The sequence below is a fragment of the Gemmatimonas sp. genome (assembly GCF_036405635.1).
In the GTDB taxonomy this organism is placed as follows: domain Bacteria; phylum Gemmatimonadota; class Gemmatimonadetes; order Gemmatimonadales; family Gemmatimonadaceae; genus Gemmatimonas.
In genome coordinates this window covers 13,140-34,621 of sequence record NZ_DASWXE010000065.1, presented here as the reverse complement: position 1 = coordinate 34,621, position 21,482 = coordinate 13,140, and the positions used below count along the sequence as shown (strand labels likewise).

At 63.1% G+C, this 21,482-nt stretch carries 18 protein-coding genes; 7 read left to right on the top strand and 11 right to left on the bottom strand.

What is annotated here, in order from left to right:
* Positions 1-225: 225 nt before the first annotated feature.
* The 5 genes from VGE27_RS04725 to VGE27_RS04705 form a co-directional block, all read right to left on the bottom strand.
* Entirely contained in the window at positions 226-2,727 is a 2,502-nt protein-coding gene (locus tag VGE27_RS04725; RefSeq protein WP_331048482.1) for an AAA family ATPase, read from the bottom strand.
* Between the two features lie 376 nt (positions 2,728-3,103).
* Complete coding sequence (locus VGE27_RS04720) at positions 3,104-3,856, bottom strand: hypothetical protein (RefSeq protein WP_331048481.1); 753 nt, start codon at positions 3,854-3,856, stop codon at positions 3,104-3,106.
* Between the two features lie 161 nt (positions 3,857-4,017).
* Positions 4,018-4,818, bottom strand: a complete 801-nt coding sequence (locus VGE27_RS04715) for a hypothetical protein (protein WP_331048480.1) — start codon at positions 4,816-4,818, stop codon at positions 4,018-4,020.
* Between the two features lie 244 nt (positions 4,819-5,062).
* The gene (locus tag VGE27_RS04710; RefSeq protein WP_331048479.1) at positions 5,063-6,031 is read right to left on the bottom strand and encodes an integron integrase; all 969 of its coding nucleotides are present in this window, start codon (positions 6,029-6,031) and stop codon (positions 5,063-5,065) included.
* A 62-nt stretch (positions 6,032-6,093) separates the two neighbouring features.
* Positions 6,094-6,303, bottom strand: coding sequence for a DUF2892 domain-containing protein (locus VGE27_RS04705; RefSeq protein ID WP_331048478.1), 210 nt, complete (start codon positions 6,301-6,303; stop codon positions 6,094-6,096).
* 195 nt (positions 6,304-6,498) lie between these two features.
* Here VGE27_RS04705 and VGE27_RS04700 point away from each other — a divergent pair, with 195 nt between their 5' ends.
* The 6 genes from VGE27_RS04700 to VGE27_RS04675 are packed head-to-tail and all read left to right on the top strand — an operon-like array spanning position 6,499 to position 12,003.
* Entirely contained in the window at positions 6,499-7,104 is a 606-nt protein-coding gene (locus tag VGE27_RS04700) for a hypothetical protein (RefSeq protein ID WP_331048477.1), read from the top strand.
* Between the two features lie 53 nt (positions 7,105-7,157).
* A complete protein-coding gene (fabF, locus tag VGE27_RS04695; RefSeq protein ID WP_331048476.1) occupies positions 7,158-8,435 on the top strand; it encodes a beta-ketoacyl-ACP synthase II in 1,278 nt (425 codons plus the stop codon).
* Positions 8,432-9,250 carry a 1,4-dihydroxy-6-naphthoate synthase gene (locus VGE27_RS04690; protein ID WP_331048475.1) on the top strand — a complete coding sequence of 273 codons (819 nt, stop codon included), beginning with the start codon at positions 8,432-8,434 and terminating at the stop codon, positions 9,248-9,250. The genes fabF and VGE27_RS04690 overlap by 4 nt, the downstream gene beginning before the upstream one ends.
* 16 nt (positions 9,251-9,266) lie before the next feature.
* Positions 9,267-9,653 carry a hypothetical protein gene (locus VGE27_RS04685; RefSeq protein ID WP_331048474.1) on the top strand — a complete coding sequence of 129 codons (387 nt, stop codon included), beginning with the start codon at positions 9,267-9,269 and terminating at the stop codon, positions 9,651-9,653.
* A gap of 27 nt (positions 9,654-9,680) precedes the next feature.
* Complete coding sequence (locus VGE27_RS04680; RefSeq protein ID WP_331048473.1) at positions 9,681-10,427, top strand: DUF4159 domain-containing protein; 747 nt, start codon at positions 9,681-9,683, stop codon at positions 10,425-10,427.
* Positions 10,428-10,461: 34 nt separating this feature from the next.
* Entirely contained in the window at positions 10,462-12,003 is a 1,542-nt protein-coding gene (locus tag VGE27_RS04675; protein WP_331048472.1) for a hypothetical protein, read from the top strand.
* Between the two features lie 6 nt (positions 12,004-12,009).
* Here the strand turns inward: VGE27_RS04675 and VGE27_RS04670 are convergent, their stop codons facing one another.
* The 3 genes from VGE27_RS04670 to VGE27_RS04660 all read right to left on the bottom strand — a co-directional run bounded on the left by VGE27_RS04670 (position 12,010) and on the right by VGE27_RS04660 (position 17,356).
* Positions 12,010-13,434 (bottom strand): hypothetical protein, encoded by a 1,425-nt coding sequence (locus VGE27_RS04670; protein ID WP_331048471.1) that lies wholly within the window; start codon positions 13,432-13,434, stop codon positions 12,010-12,012.
* Positions 13,435-13,544: 110 nt separating this feature from the next.
* A complete protein-coding gene (locus VGE27_RS04665; protein ID WP_331048470.1) occupies positions 13,545-16,121 on the bottom strand; it encodes a DUF5916 domain-containing protein in 2,577 nt (858 codons plus the stop codon).
* A 206-nt stretch (positions 16,122-16,327) separates the two neighbouring features.
* Positions 16,328-17,356: a phosphotransferase gene (locus tag VGE27_RS04660; RefSeq protein WP_331048469.1), complete on the bottom strand. Its 1,029-nt coding sequence runs from the start codon at positions 17,354-17,356 to the stop codon at positions 16,328-16,330.
* 45 nt (positions 17,357-17,401) lie between these two features.
* Between VGE27_RS04660 and VGE27_RS04655 the strand changes: the two genes are divergently transcribed.
* Positions 17,402-18,004: a DUF2239 family protein gene (locus VGE27_RS04655; protein WP_331048468.1), complete on the top strand. Its 603-nt coding sequence runs from the start codon at positions 17,402-17,404 to the stop codon at positions 18,002-18,004.
* A gap of 30 nt (positions 18,005-18,034) precedes the next feature.
* Here VGE27_RS04655 and VGE27_RS04650 read toward each other — a convergent pair whose 3' ends face one another.
* The 3 genes from VGE27_RS04650 to VGE27_RS04640 form a co-directional block, all read right to left on the bottom strand.
* On the bottom strand, positions 18,035-19,129 hold the full coding sequence (locus tag VGE27_RS04650; RefSeq protein ID WP_331048467.1) for an alkene reductase: 1,095 nt from the start codon (positions 19,127-19,129) through the stop codon (positions 18,035-18,037).
* 105 nt (positions 19,130-19,234) lie between these two features.
* Positions 19,235-19,819 (bottom strand): TetR/AcrR family transcriptional regulator, encoded by a 585-nt coding sequence (locus VGE27_RS04645; protein WP_331048466.1) that lies wholly within the window; start codon positions 19,817-19,819, stop codon positions 19,235-19,237.
* A gap of 239 nt (positions 19,820-20,058) precedes the next feature.
* Positions 20,059-21,408, bottom strand: a complete 1,350-nt coding sequence (locus VGE27_RS04640; protein WP_331048465.1) for an aspartate aminotransferase family protein — start codon at positions 21,406-21,408, stop codon at positions 20,059-20,061.
* Between the last annotated feature and the right edge of the window lie 74 nt (positions 21,409-21,482).

Here is a 21,482-nt window from a genome sequence, read left to right as displayed (position 1 = left end):
CGCCATCACACACACAAAATCGCATCGGTCAACTGCGAAATCGCGTGCGGACGCGAACGCCGACTCAAACTGCGCTTGAAATCGACTTATCCTACAGCCTCAACGCCAGCGTTGTCCTGCGGCGGCTCTCAACGGACGCCGTGAACGAGTGAGCGGGAGCGAACGAGTTACACGGCGCTCCGCTGAGCCGCCGACAGGACCAACGCGAGGTTAGGTAGTCCGCAATCAGCAGCCGCACTGCTTCGCCGTCAACTCTCTATAGTAGCGTGCTTTCACAGTACCACCGCAGGAACACTGATACTGAAAGCAAGCACGGATCTGATCAATGTTGGCGAGCACTCCTAGCAGCATCGGCTGAGAGAAGCTCGCGAGTGCTCCCGTCTCAAAGTGACTACACCAGTTTCCGACAAGTGCTGGTACTAGGGTCCCGGTGAGACTGGCTAGCTGCGCCGGCTCCAAAATGAGGTCGCCGGCTCTCGCGTGCAGGTCGACAGAACTCTTGATCGCGTCTAGGCAATTGCTAACGAGCTTCCTGTCGCTGCGAATCGCGAAGTCGATTGGAACGGGAACTTTGACCTTCTGAATGATCTCCAAGAGAACATGTTCGAGGTACTGACGAAGGTACTGCGCTCCAACGTCCAATTCTCCAGCCAGAAGCGGAGTCTCCGCGGCTTGCCGAATCCGATTGCCAGAAAAGCCCTCGACGATGACTGGCCCTCGTGGAGGTGCACCCTTCAGTCTCTGGTGAAGCCAAGGGCGTCCATCACTCGAGACCGCATCGAAGTACTTCTGCAGTAGTCCGTCGTGACTCAGAATGATGATCTGGGGCCCGACCGGATTCGACGCGCGCGACACTTTGCCAAGCAGCACCTCCATGAGCTTGTACTGATGCCCGGCATCAAAGCTTGACGTCACGTCATCGAGCAAGATCAAGCCGATAGAGCCAGAACTATCTAGGGCTGCGGCCAAGAAGATCGAGACAGCAAGCGCATTCCGATAGCTTTCGGAGAGCAGTGCCGCGACGTGCAGATTTGTCTCTCCGAAGAAGCCTTCGAGGCGAAGGTAAAGTTCCTCTCCAGTGGGCGACTTTACCAGCTGAGGTAGCACCTGGTTGTGCCCAATGATCTCGAGATACAGTGGACGGTAGGTAGATTCCAACTCCATCACACGAGCCGTGGAGAGTTCGACCTCCGCTACCGCGAAGATCGACTTTGCGCGTGTGACGAAGCGCTCCCATCTCTCACGAGAAGCAAGCCTGTCCTGCGATCGTGAGAGCTCCACCTCGGCGTCGACAAGAGTGGAAATTTTTGAGGAGAGTATCGACGCGGACTCTACTGCGGTCGTAATGTCGACCAGCGATGGCGGCAGCTGAGCTAGAATTGAGGCGCGCTGCTCTTCGAGCTCTTTGATCCTCGTCGCAACCCGCAACAGAAGCTCTTTCGCGTATTCGACTAGGGATTCGACGTCCGACGTGGCAACGACTCGCGTCTCGACCTGCCTGTCAAGAGGTTGCACTCGTCGGAGAGCGGGAGCAATCGAACTAGCCCCCGACTCCTCTAGCGTCTGGGTGTTCGACCGAAGCGCGGAAGCTCGCCACACCATCGCGAGCTTCTCCGCTTGCTCCTCGACCTCGCGATACTGATCTGCAATTCGCGCGACGGTCTCTCGAATGGGACTTTCGGGAACCTCCAGACACGCTGGGCATTCCGTAGACTCGAGCCACTCGGGTTCCGACAGTAGGCGCGATAGCGACGCGTGGAGCTCCCCAAAGGACTTTCCTCTCGTCTTCGCGAGGGATGCCGCATAGGCATCAATCGCCTGCGTAATCGCGCTTGCGTCTGGCTCGGCTACGCTAGCACTGACTGATTGCAGGCGTGCGAGTTCGGTTCCAAGCGACACAAACCTCTCTTGCAGGTCGGAGCGCTCTGCGTTGCGGATCGCTTCCCGCAGTGCTGCGAAATCGGTCTCCTCAAGACGAACGGGTGGTACAATCGTCGAAATCGCCGGGAATCTTCGCAGGAAGATGCAGGCCTCTTGACTAGCCTGTTCGATGCCTGCTGCGGGATTGAGAGGTTGACCAGTTAGTCGTAGGAACGAGCTTTCGAGTTCATTGCGGCTCTTAGAGACTTTTCGCCGGTTGTCCACAGCGATCTGCCTGAGCGCCGGAAGTTGAAAGTCCGAATTGAGCGTGCGCGTGTTCGCCAGCGTTTCGAGTGCTCGCCTCATCCTAGACAGCGGCTCCAGGCCGACCAGGGCCGAGAAAGATCGGCCCCGGCTTAGCGGCGAATCGTCGACAAAGCTCTGGAAGTGGCGCTGGTCGAGCATCACTACCGAACGCGCGAGCTCGCGCAGGAGCTGCTCTGGAGCTGGGTGGCCGGTTGGGCTGCTGACGTTCTTGCCGCCGTTAGCGTCCCTCTCAACGAGGATTTCGATGTCAGTCCCACCGGATTCCGCCCGAAGACTCAGCAGAATCGTCGCGCGTTGGCTGCTGTGGAATCGATTGCAAAAGTAGTCATTGCCGTTTTCGCTATCGTGCAGGCCATCGAGGCGAGGAACTCCACCAGTGATGGCATAGCAGACAGCGTCATAAATGGAGGACTTTCCAGAGCCGTTCGGCGCGAAAACGGAGTTCACCTTCTCGGGCTGAAACTTCAAGACGAGAGGGTTACCTTCATTATTGATACCACGAAAGCCCTCTATGCTGATGCTGGTCAGGAAGTGTCTCACCGCTGCGCCTCAGCTTGGTCGAGCTCTCGTAGGATCGCGGCGTTGAGCCTTTGACGAACACGGTTCCGCTCAGCGTCCTCCATTGGCTGCGCTAGCTCAAAGGCGGCATCTCGAAGGAGATCCGCGAGTGCGGGCTCCGATTCTTCAAGGTGCCTGAAGAACGCCTCGATGTTTGCTTCCGTGGACAAGTGACCATCGAAGTGAAAGTCCGGAGACGGATCAATTGGCATTTTCTGAGGGAGCGAGTGTTGTTGCCTCAAGGACACTGGTGGACTACCTAACGCCATGCTCTACGGCGGGGCCTTACAACTATGCGGCAGGCGAGCGCAGCGAGCCAGCCGCGTACTTTATCCAGCCCCGTCCGTAGCAGCGATCGTTATGCGACTTCTTGCGTCATCGCCTTGCGTCGTTCAACGGCTGCTATCATGAGTTGGATGGCCAGCACGGTCGCGTTGACCGCGTGCTCTTCATCGTTTTCTCTACCGGCAATCACGAGAGTGCCGTCAGGATCAAGCGACGCCACCCGTTGTGAGGTTCGGGGCTTCGGATGTGCATGAAGAGAGAGGTGGCCATACACTACGTCGAGCATCTTGGCCATCTCGTCCTTCTCTTCCTTCGTGCCCGCCAAGCTGCGATAAAGCTCTATGCGATTGAGCCCGCTCCAGTGATCTCCTATGCCCGGCGGATGCTTACAGAAGTGCTCGAATGTCGAGAGCAGAAGCGCGCGAGCGCCCCTCGAATCTTGTTCCCAGAGCGCGGCGTCCGACTTGATTGCAGCTTCCATCGCCTCGCTGGCGCCGGGGAGTACCGTCTTCTCTAGATCGGCCCTCCGACTTAGTCGCTCCTGCTCGAACATCTCAACGACCCGAGCCCTTGCACCGCGAGCTCGGTACTCTGCCGGGTCGGCAACCAGATAGGATGCGTCGAGAGCTGACTCCATCGCGGCACGAGCATTCACGAAGGCCGCACGCGGTACACCCGCTTGAACAACGGCTTGGACCGCCCGCGACTGTTCCTGTACGTCAATGACGTAGTTGAATAGGACGACATCCGGAATCTTGTTCGTGCCGGAACCTTGAAAGATGCTGACGGTCGAGTCGAGTGCTGCAATAGCTTTCGCGAGGCTCATGATTGGGGGCTTTAGTCGCATAACGCCGTGTTCTGCTGCAAAGGCTCTCATAGATTGTCTGTGAACGGAGCAGCGCGGAGCGCTGCGCAGTTACACAGCGCACCGCCATGCCTTTGACTGCAGCAACGCTCGTTAGACTACGCACGGCACGGAGCTGCGAATCACGGAAACAGTTGAACCGCAGATCGTTTCGGAGATGATATGGCAACGTGTGCGGGCTTGACCGGCGCAAACCTAGTCTTGTCGATACTAGTAGTGACATCGGACCAAGTAACGAGATCTGCCGTGCTCGTCGCCTGCAGTTGCTGTACTCTCTCTTGTGTAATCGTCATGAGTTGAACGGGTAGAGCGACGGTCGGACCTCCGGCATTTTCAATAGCTCCTGACAATGCTTCCACCACATGCTTCGCGGCTGTTTCGATGGGCAGAAACGGGGTCGGCCAAACTAGCTTCTTGCCAAATTGACGCTCCCAAGCCAGTTCCATTTGTTCGCGGCCAGGTACTTCAGGCTCTGGATCTAGATCTGCACGAAAATGAACTTTGAACGAATCCAAGACTGCTCCGTCGCCAATGCCAATGATTCCTGTTCGAACGGCAGGAGCGTATTTCGGCGGCATGAGCTCGAGAACTTGAGGCGTCTGCTTCTGGCGCCAAACAACTGCGACTAATTCGGTGAATCCGCCATGAGCTGCGTGTGCGGCACGAAGGTTGTCTCCGATCCGTTTCACTGTCTTGCTGCCAATACTCTTGCTGATAGCTAAGCTCGTAGCTTCCGCGTGGCTGCTCGTGTAACAAACAACAATATTTCTCGCGATCATTGACTGCTTCGTGAGCCACCAGGGCCCAATTGTCTTTCCGTATGTCACTCGCGTATCCGAACATACGACAACACCCGGCGCCGAAATCCCCGCGCGATTCTTGACACAGTCCCACGGGAAAGCGGCGATGATGCAAACGCTCATCGGAGTTGAGAAAGGTGGTTGCGCAGTCTAACGCGTATTAGGCTGCAGGCGATCACTGCGAGCCCGACTTTATATTCGCGCCTTTTGCAGCATAGGCAATTCGACGGACGCGCCTGAAATCTTCCCCAAGTGGCTGCCCCGGCGACACTTGCCACGGTGCGAAGCGCCAAATGCACTCACCAATTAGGCTGCAGATAATGCAGTCTAAGGGTCGCCCGCGCAGAGAGCGCCGCGATCGACACCTCTAGCCCGCCGGAACGTCCAGCGGGCTCCGCACGCCACGTCCGCCCCGATTGAGCACATGGGTGTAGATCATCGTGGTGGAGACATCCCGGTGGCCCAGCAGCTCCTGAACCGTGCGGATGTCATAGCCGGCCTCCAGCAAGTGCGTGGCAAAAGAATGCCGGAAGGTGTGGCAGCCCACCCGCTGGCCAATGCCGGCACACCGGGCGGCCTCGGCCACCGCGCGCTGCAACACGGTCTGGTGCAGATGATGCGTACGCCGTTGCCCGGCAACACGGTCCCAGTACTCCCGCGCAGCCGGAAACACCCAGCACCATCCCCACTGGCGGCTCGCGCCGGGAGCCTTCCGGTCCATGGCACCCGGCAGCGTCACGTAGCCCCCGCCTGTAGAGGCCCGGCGCGCCATCAACACCTTCACCGCCCGCAGGTGCGCCCGCAGCGGCACCACCAGCGACTCGGGAACCATCGTGATGCGGTCACGCCCGCCTTTGCCGCCACGCACGCGCAATTCCCGACGATCGAGATCGAGATCCTTCACCCGCAACTGACAACACTCGCTCAACCGCAGACCGGTACCGTACAGCAATGCGGCCATCAGGTGCGGAGTGCCGTTCATCGCGTTCAACACCCGTCGCACGGCGTCCTGCGACAGCACATTCGGCAGACGGCGCGGCACCTTGGCCACCAGAAACCCCTGCACAGGACCAAGCGGCCGTTCCAGCACCTCCCCGTACAGAAACTGGAGCGCCGCCAGCGCCTGGTTCTGGGTGGACGCGGCCACCTTCCGCTCGCTCGCCAGATGCGTGAGAAACGTGCGAACCGCTGCGTCACCCAGCGCGGCCGGGTGCTGCAGGTGATGGAATCGCACAAACCGCACGATCCAACGGACATACACATCCACCGTCCGCGGACTGTACCGCCGCACGGCGGCGCGTTCGCGCACTCGGGTGAGCAGACGGCTGCCAGACATGCCCGAGCATACGTCGAACCGACCGCCGCACCGGCATCAATTTGCCGCGCGCATGTCCACGGCTACGCGCCGCCCTTCCCGCGTGTCGACCATCGGAAGGGGATGTACAATGGACACCACGACACCAGGCTGGTCACCAGAAACACCACGGCGATCGCACCAAGTACGAGCGCCACGGTGCCGCTGATGGCGCCAGTGAAGTACAACACGCCGACCACGACCGCGGCCAGCGTCCGGATCGTCCGGTCGAGCATGCCCATGTTCTTCTGCATCTGCGCTCCGTGAAGATGTCACCGGGAGTGCCCAGCGCATTGTTGTGCGGACGAACATCCGGCATCCCGAGCCGCGGCGCCATAGGGCGCCCCCTGACATTCCCGACGGACGGCACCCCACGCGCCGCGCCGAGGCACTTCCTTCCCCCGTGAGAGTAGGACATGGGTTGAGCCCGCCCTCACTACATTTCAGCAATGCCTCTCTCCTCGCGCATCCTCGTGGTGGCCGCCACGGCCCGCGAACTCGCGCCCCCCGATGACTGGCGGTCCCTCCAGTGCGGTGTGGGGCCGGTCGAGGCCGCGATCGCGACCACCCTGGCCATCGCCCACGAACGACCGGGGGCCATCCTGCACGTGGGCATCGCCGGCGCCCGACGCGCGGCCGGCATCGCCCCGGGCGCCCTCGTCATCGGCAGCGAGTCCCGCTACGTGGACCTCGGTGTGCCCGCCGAATGGGCGCCCAACACCATCCCGGCCTCGGTCCGACTCCTCGCCGGCGTGCATCGCCTCTTCCCCCACGCCCGCGTCACCGCCATCGGCACCAGTGGCCGGGTGGGCGGAACGCAGGGCACGGCCGGTGAACCCTGCGATGTGGAAGCCATGGAAGGCTTCGGCGTGGCCCGCGCCGCCCAGCAGGCCGGCGTGCCCATCATCGAGGTGCGCGCGGTGTGCAACGAGATCGAGGAACAGGACCGCGCCCGCTGGCACTTCGACCTCGCCTTCAAAGCCATCACCGACGCCACGCCGCTGCTCGTCGCGGCCGTCCGTGATGCCCTGAGACAACCGCTCGTCGGCTGCTGAAGTCTTTTGATCGTGCAACACATCCGGCCGACTTCCGTCACCCCATTCTTCGCATGAGTCATCACCACACCCGTGTCGTCATCACCGGCATGGGCCTCGTCTCGCCGCTCGGCGCTTCCGTCAACGCCGCCTGGACCAACCTGCTCGCGGCCCGCTCCGGTATTCGCGCGCTCGACGCCGATCTGATCGGCGATGTCACCAGCCGCATCGCCGGCGTGGTGCCCTCGGCGTCCGAACCCGATGGCTTCGATGAATCGCGCGTGATCACCAGCAAGGACGCGAAGAAGGTCGACCGCTTCATCACCCTGGCCCTCGCGGCCGCGGCCGAAGCCGTCGAACAGGCGCAGTGGAAGCCCGAGACCGAAGAACAGTGCGCCCGCACGGCCACGGTCATCGCGTCGAGCATGGGCGGCTTTCTCAACATCTCCGACGCCGTGCGCACCACGTACGACGCCGGCCCACGCCGACTGTCGCCGTTCACCGTGCCGTCGTTCCTGCCCAACATGGCCGCAGGCTGGGTGTCCATCCGTCACGGCTTCAAGGGCCCACTTGGTGCACCGGGCACGGCCTGCGCGGCCAGCCTGCAGGCCATCGGCGACGCGGCGCGCATCATTCGTGCGGGTGAAGCCGATGTGGCGGTGTGTGGTGGCACCGAAGCGGCACTCAACATGGTGGGCATCGGCGCGTTCGCCGCAGCCCGCGCCCTCTCCACCGCATTCAACGATCGCCCCACCGAGGCCTCACGTCCGTTCGATACCGAGCGCGATGGCTTCGTGATCGCCGAGGGCGCCGGCGTGCTGGTGATCGAATCGCTGGAACATGCGCTCGCGCGTGGTGCCACGCCGATCGCCGAGATCGTGGGCTCTGGTACGGCAGCCGATGCGTATCACATCACCGCCGGGCCGGAGACCGGTGACGGTGCGGCCCGCTCCATGCGCGCCGCGCTCTCGCAGGCGCAGCTCGCGCCCGAGCGTGTTGGTCATGTGAACGCACACGCCACGTCCACTCCGGTGGGCGACAAGGCGGAACTCGCGGCCATGCGCGCGGTCTTCGGCACCAACCCACACACAGCCATCAGCGCCACCAAGTCAGCCACCGGTCACACCCTCGGCGCCGCCGGTGGCGTGGAAGCCATCTTCACCGCGCTCGCACTGCGCGATCAGATGCTGCCGCCCACGCTCAATCTCACCACCCCCGATGCGGCCACCGAAGGCCTCACCGTGGTGGGCCCCGCCGCGCGCCCGTGGGAGTTCGAGTATGCGCTGTCGAACGGGTTTGGATTTGGGGGCGTGAACGCGAGCATCGTGCTGCGTCGGTGGACGGGCGCGTGACAAGCAACGCGAAGCCCGAACTCACGTTCGGTTACTCGCCCTGCCCCAATGATACGTTTGCGTTTCATGCGCTCACGCATGGCCTCATCGACGCGCCGTTCACCATCAAGCCGGTGCTGCTCGATATCGAGGAGCTCAACCGGCGTGCCCACGAAGGCGCGTTCGATCTCACCAAGCTGAGTGTGGGCGCGTTTGCCGCAGTGGGCGATCGCTATCGTCTGCTGCGCAGTGGTGCGGCACTGGGCAAGGGTGTGGGGCCGCTGGTGGTGGCGCGTGCGCCCATGTCTCTCGAAAAGGCCATTGCCGGTGGCACCATGGCCATCCCGGGGCGTGAGACCACGGCGTATCGCCTGCTGCGTCTCGCGGCGCCACAGCTCACCAACACAGTCGAGCTGCGCTACGATCGTGTGTTGCGGGCAGTGGCGGATGGCGATGTATACGCTGGCCTCATCATTCACGAAAGCCGCTTCACCTATGCCGATCACGGGCTGCACAAGTTGATCGACCTGGGCGACTGGTGGGAACACGAAACGCAGTTGCCCGTGCCACTGGCCGGTATCTGCGCGCGGGCCGATATGGACCCCGCTCTCGCCAGCGCCGCCGAGCAGGCCATTCGTGCCTCGGTGCAGTATGCATTCGATCATCCCGACGCGAGCCGCGAGTATGTGCGGGCGCATGCGCAGGAGATGTCACCCGAAGTGTGCGCGCAGCACATCGCACTGTATGTGAACGAACATTCGCTGGACATCGGCGCCGAAGGACTGGCCGCCATCGATCGGTTGGTGTCGGTGGACCGCCCAACGGCGACCGTCTAGCCCAACGCGCACGCTCATGGCCACCCAGGAGGACGTTCGTCGCATTGCATTGTCGCTTCCCGGCGCCGAGGAAGCCGATGATCGCTTTGCGTTTCACGTCGTGGTGAAGGACAAACTCAAGGACAAGCCGAAGGGCTTTGCCTGGGTGTGGCTGGAGCGGATCGACCCGAAGAAGGCGCGTATTCCCAATCCGCGATTTCTGGCGGTGCGCACCACCAGTGTGGCCGAGCGTGATCTGATGATTGCCGCCGAGCCCGGGATCTTCTTCACCGAGCCGCACTACAACGGCTATCCGGCCGTACTGGTGCGCCTGGAAGAGATCCCGCTGGCGCAGCTCGAGGTGATCATGCTGGAGGGGTGGCGTCACATTGCCCCAAGGGATCTCGCCGCGCTGGTGGACTGAACCGCCCCGGGAGCGCACCTTATGAAGATGCGCCGTTCCCTGAAGCGCCGCACGTTGCTGGCGTCCGTCCTCCTGGCCCTCGTGGCCGCGCCCATCGCCTGGTCGCAGCGCGGACGCATGTTCATCGAACCCAACGTGCCCTACGACGGACGGTTCACGTTCGTGCGCCTGCGCTACACGCAGGGCTATCGCATGGCGTGGAGCGCCGACTACCCCGCCATGGAGCGCAACTTCATGGCCATCCTCGGCGATCTCTCCACGCTCAAGCTGCACCGCAAGGGCAGCAACGTGCATACGCTCGACGACCCCGAACTCACGCGTTATCCCGTCGCGTATCTCACCGAGCCCGGTTACTGGTATCCCACCGACGCAGAAGCCGCCGCGCTGCGCAAGTGGATTCTCAAGGGCGGCTTTCTGATCGTCGATGATTTTTACTTCGATCGGCAATGGGAAGTATTCGAAGCTGGAATGAAGAAAGTGCTCCCTGAAGGGCGTATCGAACGTCTGGATGTTTCCCATCCGGTGTTCAATTCGTTCTTTCAGATACAAACCCTCGATGGCATGACGCATCCGGCCACACGCTCCGCCAAGGCCGTGTATCTGGGCATCCACGAGAACAATGACCCCCGCCAGCGTCTGCAGGTGGTCATCAATTTCAACAACGACATCGGCGACTACATGGAGTGGTCCGGCGAGGGTTGGTACCCCGTCAACCTTTCCAATGACGCCTACAAGTTCGCGACGAACTACGTCGTGTACGGGCTGACGCACTAGCGTCTCTCCCCTTCCTCCCAATAGAGACATTCCAGTGGCGATCATCACCTACGACATCTGGATGAAGGACACGGCCCGCATGGGTCGGGCACGCAGCGCTGAGCTCAAGGCCATCGACACCGCCTTCCTCGAACTGGAGAAGCTCGGTACCGGCCTCGCGAAGCAGAAGCTGGCGCAGGCCTTCGAAGCGTGGAAACGGAAGGAAGGCGTTGGTGATGCCTGGAAGAAGAGCGCCCGCAATCACCTGCGCGCCGTGGACAAGCTGGCCACACTGATCGCGGGCGGGGACGACGATGACGGGGCGTTCAGCAGTGGTCGCGTGCCGGACTTCATGCACGAAGACATGATCAACGCACGACTGGGTGTGCTCTATCTGTTCAGTCGCGTGAGTGTCGCGCCCGGCCTGTTCAAGCTGGTGCTCGAGGGCGGCTTCAGCATGGCCAGCCAGTCGATGGATATTGCGGGTTCGAGCGAATCCGATCAGAACATCGTCGGCAAAGTGGGCAAGGGCATGGGCCTGTTGGGCACGGTCGGCAACAAGATCGAGAACAAGCTCATTCCCCAGATCCAGCCGGGAAATCTTTCGCTGGCCAAGGACGCCAAGCCGAGCATCGTTGCGGGCGCCGGTGCCACCACGGTCACCTCGGAGCAGTTGCTGCGTGATGCGGAGCGCGCCGAGGCACTGGCCAAGCGGCCCAACATTCAGATCGTGAAGGACAAGCTGCAGGAGTGGTTCGACATGCTGGTGGCGAAGGTGAAAGAAATCGTGCGTCAGAAGTTCGGCACGGTGGAAGGCATCTCCGGCATGATCAAGACACTGGTGAAGGGCATCGTGTCGCTGTTGGCGGCGAAGGCCGCGCCGTTTGTCGGTGCGGGCATGGACATCGCCAAGGGCGTGGGCAAGTCCATCGACGCCGCCATCACACGCTTCAAGGCCTGGAAGGAAGGCAAGGATGTGGAGCTCGGACAGGGACACCCCACCGTGATCGTGCAGTCCATCACGCGTGCGATGACGCTCAGCCTGTTCGAGGGGCTCTATCAGACGATGAAGGGCGCGGGTGCACTCGCGATGGACGCCGTGGGCTTCGGCGCTGGCGCCATCGTGAACCTCGCCGTGTCCGCGACGGAGCTCGTCGTGAAGTTCATCTGGCGCTTGGTGGAGACAGTGCGCATCAACGCCTTCTGCGCGGAAGCGCGCGGTTACTGGGAAAACAGCCAGTCGCAGGACTCCCTGCACCGCCGTCCGTTTGCGTTCAGCGAATGGTATCGCGGCTACGCGCTCAACATCCCGCTCATCTCCGTGCTCACGCTCAATACCGGCATCTGCGGCGACAAGATGCGCTACCTGAGCATGTTCAAGTCGGGTGGTCAGGAAATCAGCAGCAACGATTTCCAGGCTGGCGTGCGCTTCCTCGACAATCTCAAGCCGTGGGGCGCCAACTACATCAAGGCGACCGGCTACACGCTGCGTTCCGCGGGTGACGTGCTGGTGGACAAGCTCATCAATCAGTTCGCCACCTCACACGAGAAAGAGAAGCAGGCGTACGATCGCATCCTGAGCGTGCTGACGTCCTGATTCGACTCACATCGGGAAGAAGAAGACGCGGTTGATCTGAGACTCCTTCAGCACCGCGCGACGCCCCGGTTCGGTGTGATCGACATGACGGATGGTGCCGTTGTGGTTCTGGGCATTGAACACATGACCACGCACATCCGTCATGCCGGGCACTGTCTCGGGGCGATACTCCACGAACACCAGCCCCTGTGAGCCGATGCCTTCGCGCTCCAGAAGTCTGTTGATGTCGGCCATCGATCCCATGGGCACCGGCTGACCGCGCCAGATCATCTCGAGTTGTTCAGGATTGAACGTGCCCGCCCGACGAGGAGCATAGCCGGTACCGCGCGGCTCCAGTCGTTCGAAGATCTTTTCCGGCGTGTGCGCCATGTCGTCACCAAAGCCACCGGGGCGGACGTCGGGGTACACGCCACGCACGCCGATGCCATCGCCCACCCCACCGCTGGCCTTGAACAGATCGGCTTCAGCCATCGCGCCAGGGAAACAGGCGTTGCTGGCAAAACATGGCTGCGGTGGCGTGCCGGCTCCGTACGCGCGATTCTGCCGCATCGTGCGCTCCATGGAACCCTTCGCCTGACGACGGGCCGTGGCCACGCGGCGCACACGCTCAGCGGCTTTCTCGACGGCATTGATCTGACGCAGCGCCCCAGCGCGATTGAGGCCACCCGTTGGGAGTGCGTTGGGCAGATTCTTGCCGATGAAGCGCGCCGGATTGGCCTGAAATTCCCTCAGCGCCTGCTCGGCCGATGCGCGCAGCTGCCGATGGTTGTCGGTGTTGTCGTTGGTGAGATAGTCCACCAGTGATTGCGCCATCTGCTGCAGCGGTACGCCGGGACGCTGCGACAGGAACTGCAGCGTTTCACCGGCCCAGTCGGCGAGGCCACCCAGGAATTCGGCACCTGGATTGCCGCTGGTCGTGGTCTGCAGTTCATCGGCGATGACATTCATCTCCGCGCCGAGCTTGAACACGCGCGCGCTTTCGTCGGTGGCGAGGATTGGCGATTCGGCTTCGGCCGGCGGTGTGGGCGTGCCGCGATCGGTGGTCTCGGGCGGACGCGGCACGGTGCGCGCGGTGCATGCCCCCCGGCCAATGTCGAGGTTCGCCTTGGCATGTCGCGCGTCCTCGTCCGTGCGATCATCGTTGATCGGCCGCATGGATGCGGCCCGCTTGTCGAGTGCGTCACGACGACACGACTGTATCTGCTGCGACGAGGGCCGACCAGCGGTGCAGGCCCGCTGATCCTTACTGTACCGGGCGTTCACATCGGCCACCCGTTTGTTGAGCGCCGCGAGGTTGTCCGCGTGCAGCGTGCGCTCTGCGGCCCGCGCGTCCTGACAGGCACGCGCATCGACTGTCTGGGCCACCAGGGGTTGGGCGATCAGGACCAGCAGCAGTGCCCGGGTGACAGGCGCAGGGCCAAGAACTGGCATCGGAGCTCCGAAAGGCGTCGCTCGAAATTGCCGTTCCCAGGCCGAATGACAAGGGGCGCGGCTGCCGACCGGCAACCACGCCCCTATCTGCTACAGGACACCGGGGAGGCCTATCGCCCGAGCCAGTAGCTCGCCTTGATCAGGAAGACGTTGTCGGGGCGGCGCGAGAAGATGTTGCCGTACCCCTCCGCAATGCCGCGGCGATCGAGATTGCCGTCGTTCACGTCGCGACCCTGCGTCCACACGAAGAACAGCACCGACCCCGGACGATACTCCCAGCGCACGACATTGTTGGTGCGCATCTGTCCCACACGGAACCCGGCCGGTGTGCCGCGCGCGGTGTACGGACGGAAGCGCTCGTCACGCTCCGGGGAGCGGCTGTTGGCCAGCGCACGCCAGTCGGTGTACTCGCCGGTGCTGATGAACGGCTGCAGATAGCTCTCGAAGCTCAGCGTGGGCGTGATGGTGTAGTTCATCCGCACCGTCACCGAGCTCGTGGACTGATACAGGCGCGCGAACGTGTACGACGTCACGCCATTGTCCACGTAATTGCCGTTCCACTGCTGGTCGTCGATGTTGCGCGTGTAGTTGTAGTTCACGCTGCCGTTGAACTGCGACCCCACGCGCACATTCGCACCACCGTGCACGTTCCAGTTGCTGCCCAGGCCGTCGAGCCGTTGGCCGATGTTGCCACCGATGTTGGGCGCGAAGTTCTGCCGGCTGTCGCCGTTGATATTGAACCAGGTGTTCATGCGCTTCGGCAGGAACAGCGCCGGGCCACCGCGTGCATCGCGATCGGAGTAGGCGGTGAGCAGGTTGTTGAAGCCAATACCGCCGTTGGCGCTCCAGAAGTTCTTGAACTCGCCCCAGCCGTTCACATTGCCGCCGTTGCCGAGGATCATGCCGTCGGTGTTGGCGAAGCCCCAGCCATTGAAGTTGAGGTTCGCGCGACGGAACATGCCCACCGGCGTCACCGGCCGCAGACCCACCCACATCGACGCACCCTGCTCGTCGCTGCGCGTGCGGAAGCCCACGTCATTGATTTCGAAACCGGGCGCCATGTACCACACGCTGGTGCTCATGCGCGTCATGCCACCGCCCTGCTTCTCGAGGGAGCTCTGCGCCATCCAGCCGGCGAGGCTGGTGCGCGTGCTGTCGAACTCGATGTGCTCGGCGTCGGGGCGCTGATACAGGTGCCCGTTGGAGCGCTGCGTCAGCGCAATCGCTTGGGCGGTGCCGGCCACATGCGACCCAGCCAACTGTCCACTCACCTGCCAGCGATTGCCGGCAAACCGATGACGACCATCGAGACCACCGGTCCAGGCATTGTTGCGCAGGAAGTTGCGCGTCCACTGGTCGGTCTGACGCGCGGTGTTGGTCACCATCAGGCCCACGCCGCTGTTGCCACCGCGCAGATCCTGCTGCAGACGCACCACGCCGTAGTTGGTCTGCGGCTCGATGGTGCGCATCTGCGTACCGATCTCGGACTGCGTGATAGCATCCAGCACACCGATGGACAGACCATTGCCCAACCGGCCCGTCACCTTGGCCGCACCAAGGATGCGTGACTGCAGCGGCGACGCGGCATCACCATAGGCACCACGCATCTGCGGCGAACGGCCGATGCGGCGCGAATAGAACAGACCCGTGCAGCTACCGTCGTTGCAATCGATGTCGTAGCGGAAGATGCCGCTGCCTTCGAGGAAGAACGGACGACGCTCGGCGAAGAACTGTTCGAACGCACCGAGGTTGAGCACACCCGGATCGGCTTCCACCTGGCCGAAGTCGGGGTTCACCGCGGCATCGAGCGTGATGTTGGACGTGAGCCCGAGCTTGACGTCGGCACCGATCTGTGAGGCGGCGGCATTGCGCGGCGTACCATCACCCTTGGGGCTCGCGCCGTAGTGACCCACCGTGTACGGCAGCAGCTCCATGCGACGCGGCGCCGAGAGCTCGGCGAATCCGGGCATCTCCTGCCACTGGCTCACCATGCCGGTGCGCGAACGACGGAACAGCGGCCACGACACCCGCTCACCACGGCGCGCGATGCGGCGCATCAGCAGCAGGCCAAAGGTGTTGTCACCACTGGGCACGTAGCGCAACTGGCTCAGGGGAATGCGGAATTCAGCGGTCCAGCCGAGCGAATCGATCTGCGCCGCGCCCTCCCACACTGCGTTCCAGCCCCAGTCTTCGTTGCCATCGTTGAAGACGTAGCCGTCGGACATGGTGCCGGCGGGGGTGAGGCGGAACATGTAACCGGTGCGCTTGTCGTTGTACGAATCGACGCCGAGGATGATGTCATCGGAGAGCGCCATACCGTCGCGGCGCTGCAATACCGACAACACACTGTCCGGGTGCGGATCGTAGTTGCGGACCATCACATACAGGTTGCGCGAGTCGTAGGCGACGCGGGCTTCCGTGCGGAAGGAGGGGTCGCCGTCTTCCGTGGGCTCGAACTGGCGGAACTCCGTGATGGAACGGGCGGTGCTCCAGATTTCATCGTCGGCGCGGCCATCGATGCGCGGCGCGCGGGCGGCGCGCTCGGGGATGTACCGCGGGGCGGGATCTCCGGCGCGCGAGGCGCTGGCACGGAGCACTGCAGTCGACGCGACCTGTGCGCTGGCCGGTGATTGGGCCAGGACGGACGTGGACGCGACGAACGGGAGGAGAAGAGCGACAAGCCGCATGGAGAGCTGCAGGCGGGGGCGAAGGGCGGGAAGGTGAGTGTCGGTTGGACGTCGGCAACCACGAAATGGTTGGAATCCGTCGCCTGATCAGAACTCACGCATGAAGCGGTTGGTCACCGATTCGATCGATGGTGCAGTGTTCGATCGAATCGACGACCCATGGCCCCCAACGTCTCCCCGATCAACAGGGTTTCATGCCGCTCTCATCACGCATGCATGCCCTGCGATGTATTCCCCGCATTCCACACGGCGACTGAACGGCCACTGACACGCAGCAGTGCGAGCCCCAGTGCCCACTGCCCTGCACCATTGTGCATGGCGAGTGTACCGGCGCGCGCTTCCGCATATACCTGTTCAAGCAGCGGTGCGTCACGCTCGGCGATGTCCATATCGCCACGATGTCCCAGGTGATGTGCGAGCTGCAGCAACATCGTGCCACTCAATGCGGCTGCGATGCGTTGCGACCAGGAAAAGCGCGGCGGCAGCGTCATGGCTTCGTGTGGTGTTGTGCTGCGCCCATCGTATGCGGCCAGCAATGCCGCGCTGGTGGCAGTATCCATGCGCAGGAACACGGACGCCGTCGCGAGATCGTAGTACGGATCGTTCATCGCCGCCGTCTGCCAGTCGAGCAATACGAGACGATCACCCACACAGGCGATGTTGGTGGGATTCACATCGTTGTGACTGAGCACGGGCGCGCGATCTGTTGCTGGTATCGCCTCTGCCCGTAGTGTGTGCACGTGTGCATCCACCCATGCCGGCAGCGCGCCGAGCTGCTGCGCCGTGTTGTGTGCACTCGTGAGCACGGCCAGCGAATCAGCCATTGGCATGGGCTCAAGATCGGGTGTGACCGGCAGATCGTGAATACGGCGCAGGGTGCGGGCGAGCTGCGACAATGCTTCTGACCGCGTTGCGGGATTGCCATAGCGCGCCGCAAACGGTACGTCGGCCGCGATGTATTCACTCAATACCGCCCGATGCTCGGCCACCTGGTGCACCACACGAGGTGCGGCCCCCGCTGCGGCCGCCGCCTGCTGCATGGCCACGCCGCGCTGCCATGATGCCAACGGTTCGTCGGGGGCAGTCAGCTTGAGCACATGCACCCCGGCCGGCGCGGTCACGCGGAACACCCGGGCGCCGGACTGGCCGCCGTGGAGGGCTTCGATGGCAATGGCGTCGGCCTGCGGACCGTTCACCCAATCAGGCGGCAGGCAGGTCTTGAGATTGATCGTCATGGGCTCAATATTACCCGGATATAATTGTCCGTCCATCCCCCGATCATGACCCAGCCTGGCTCCGATCATCTGCTGACACTTCATCCGCTGACGCTGTTCGCCGGCCTGTCCGTGCTGGCCCGGGGCTCACGCGCCGAGGTGGCTCAGGCGCTGGCGTCGGCTATCCGGGCGCGCCGGAACGAAGTGCTCCTGGCCTTCGATGACCACACCGGGCAGGTGGTGGATCTCGATTGGCGCGGCAGCGATGCGGAGATTGCCGCGCGATACACGCACTCGGCGCCGGATGACAGCCATACCGCGGCCACGCAGCTGCCCCGGGGCCCTGGTCGGCCACGACTGGGCGTGACCGCGCGCGAGGTGACGCTGCTGCCGGCTCATTGGGAGTGGCTGGCCACGCAGCGTGGTGGCGCGTCGGTGACGTTGCGCCGTCTGGTGGACGAAGCGCGCCGTGCCAGCGCGACGGCCGATCGTGCACGCGCATCCCGTGACGCGGCGTATCGATTCCTGCATGCCATTGCGGGAGACCTCCCCGGCTTCGAGGAAGTCTCCCGCGCACTGTTTGCCGACGACCGCGCACGCATGACGCAGCTCATGGCCGACTGGCCACGTGATGTGTGCGACTATGCGTGGCGACTACTCGATGCGTGACGCGTCATCCGTCACGAACATCGCAGGCGTTTACTGCACGCGCGGATAGTCGGTGTAGCCGCTGGGTCCCGGCGCATAGAAGGTGCCCGGATCGGCCGGCGACAACGGAAGCCCGCTGCGCAGTCTTTCCACCAGGTCCGGGTTGGAGATGAATGGCGCGCCGACGGCAACGAGATCGGCGGCACCACTGGCCAGCAGGTCCTGCATCTTGTCGAGCGTGCGAATGCCGCCGTTCACGATCAACGTGCCCGTGAAGAGCGCGCGCATGGTGTTGCGTGTGGCGAGGCCGTGTGCGCCATAGCCGGCCGGGTCGACCAGGTGCAGATAGGCGATGCCGAGCGCGTTGAGTTCACGCGCGAGCAACTCGTACGTCTCGTCGACGGAATCGAACGCGGGCATGTCGTTGTAGCGATTCCACGGTGACAGACGAATCGCGGTGCGATCGGCACCGATGGCGTCTGCGACGGCGCGTACTGTTTCCAGCACGAAGCGCGTGCGCCCTTCGGCAGAACCACCGTAGGCATCAGTGCGCTGGTTCGAACCCGGATTGAGGAACTGCTCGAGCAGATAGCCGTTGGCGCCATGCAGTTCGATGCCGTCGAAACCGGCGGCAATGGCATTCTTCGCACTATCGACAAACGCCTGTTGCACACGCTTCAGTCCCTCTTCATCGAGCGCGAGCGGAACACCGTGCGGTTGCATCTGCTGTTCGTCGGTCCACATCTCACCGGCGGCCAGCACGGCAGACGGCGCTACACCGGCCACACCACCGGGCAGGTTGAGCGCGTGAAAGACACGACCGGTGTGCATGATCTGCACGAAGATCCGGCCGCCTGCGGCGTGCACGGCATCGGTCACCTGCTTCCACCCCTCCACCTGCGCGGCGTTGTACAGGCCGGGAATGCGCGCGTAGCCTGAGCCGTCTGCAGACGGCGCCGTGCCTTCGGTGATGATGAGTCCTGCGCTCGCGCGCTGGCGGTAGTACTCGACCATCAAGTCGTTGGGCACATTGCCCAGCGCACGACTGCGCGTCATGGGTGCCATGACGATGCGATTCTGGAGATCGATGCCGCCGACAGTGGCGGTGGTGAGCGCGAGCGGCGTGTTGTTCGTTGCGGTGGTCATGGTGGTGTCCGGATCGGTGTGTGGTGCAGCGAGAATGTTTGTTGTTCTGGACATTGCAGTCCAAAATTGGGCGCAATAAATGGCCGATATGGCCTGGTGCTCAGCTCATCGTCGCGTGAGCTGTTCGAGCGTGAAGTCGATGGTTTGCTGCAACTGCGCGGCGGGCTGGCCGGTCTTGGCGCCGAGTACGAGGCCCATCCTGGTACAGAGCACCATGCGGGCCGCCTGTTCGACGTCGAGTGTGTCGGGGAGCGTGCCGTCGGTCTTGGCGTCGGTGAGCCGGCGGATCACGGCGTCCTGCAACACCGCCGCATCGGCCTGCAGAATGGCGCCGACTTCGGCATCGGTGGCGCCAAACTCCACGGCCGCATTCATGGCCAGACACCCCGCGCCCTGTCGTTCGGGCGTGCAGGTGACGGCCGACTGCAGCAGCAGACGCAGCGCGGCCAGCGGCGGCGATGTGCGGCAGAGCAGTGCGACCTGTTCGCCGATTTCGTGCCGGCTGTAGGCGCGCAGCGCGTCGAGAAAGCACTGCCGCTTGTCGCCGAAGGTGTCGTAAAAGCTCTGGCGACCGATACCCATGGCCCGCGTGAGGTCCTCCGTGGTGGTCGGGGCAAACCCCTTCCGCCAGAAAACCTCGAGCCCCGCACGCAGGGCGTCATCGCGTTCAAACTCCTTGGGCCGTGCCATATCCAGAAACTTGGCCGTTCTGGACAGCCGTGTCAATAATCAGATTTTGTGGCATTCGGAACAGCGAACAGCGGGGGGAACACAGATGACACAGATATCGCAGAACGGCACAGATACTGCCCCGGATCGAATGACATCATCAATAGACCTCATAGAGATGATGATGTTGGGTTTTGGGGCAGTTGGCTGTATCTGTGCGTTTGTCGTGCCCTCTGCGCAATCTGTGTTCCCCCCGCTGTTCAGGCCGTCGCCTCGAGCGCGCTGCGCACCTTGCCGACAAGCTGGTGGATCTGCTCTTCGTTGATGATCAGCGGCGGCGACAGCGCGACGATGTCACCCGTGACACGAATGAGCGCGTCCTGCTCGTGGAAGGCGTTGGTGAACACGTCGTAGCCACGCGCACCGGGCGTGCCATCACGCACCGACAGCTCAATGCCACCCACCAGGCCGATGTTGCGCACGTCGATCACATGCGGCGCATCGCGCAGGCCGTGCAGCGCCGCTTCCCAGATGGGGCCCATGGTTGCCGCGCGGGTGAGGAGTCCTTCGCTCTGATACAGATCGAGCGTGGCCAGCGCCGCCGCGGCTGACAACGGGTGACCGCTGTACGTGTAGCCGTGAAACAGCTCGATGCCACGCGGCGTGGACTGTACCACCGTGTCGTAGATCTTCGTGTGCACTGCCGTCGCGCCCATCGGCACGGCGGCGTTGGTGAGTCCCTTCGCCACCGTGAGAATGTCCGGCGTGACACCAAACGCCTGCGCCGCGAACGGCGCACCCACGCGGCCAAAGCCGGTGATCACTTCGTCGAATATCAGCAGGATGCCGTGCTTGGTGCACAGCTCGCGCAGACGCTGCAGATAACCCACGGGCGGAATGAGCACACCCGTCGAACCCGCCAGCGGCTCCACGATCACCGCCGCGATCTTCTCGGCGCCATGCTTCGCCACCATCTCTTCGAGCGCATCGGCGAGATGACCGCCCCACGCCGGCTGCCCCTTGGAGAACGCCTGCTTGGACAGATCGTGCGTGTGCGGCAGGTGATCGATGTGCGGCAGCAGCTGCTTCGCAAACGTCTTGCGATTCGTTTCGATGCCGCCCACCGAGATGCCGCCAAAACCCACACCGTGGTAACCACGCTGCCGTCCCACGAACAGACAGCGATCGGGCTCACCGCGTGCGATGTGATACGCCAGTGCGATCTTGAGCGCGCTGTCCACCGACTCACTGCCCGAACCGGAGAAGAACACCCGATCCATCCCCTCGGGCAGCACCTCCGCCATACGCTCGGCCAACGCGAACATGAGCGGGTGCCCCATCTGGAACGCCGGCGCGTAGTCGAGCGTGCTGGCGGCCTGCATCATCGCGTCGATGATGGGCTGGCGGCAGTGACCCGCGTTCACACACCACAAACCGGCGGTGCCGTCGAGAATCTCGCGGCCATCGTCGGAGCGATAGTGCATGTCCTTCGCGCTGACGAGCAGGCGCGGCTTGGCCTTGTACGCCTTGTTCGCCGTGAACGGCATCCAGAGCGCATCGAGCGACGGCGTGGCAGCAGTGCTGGGAGCAGTGCCTGAGACGGCGGTCATCGGAGAGTCCTGTGAAATGACGACGCGGATGGGCGCATTGCGTCGCCCATCCGCGCCACGTGTGAGGGGATCGG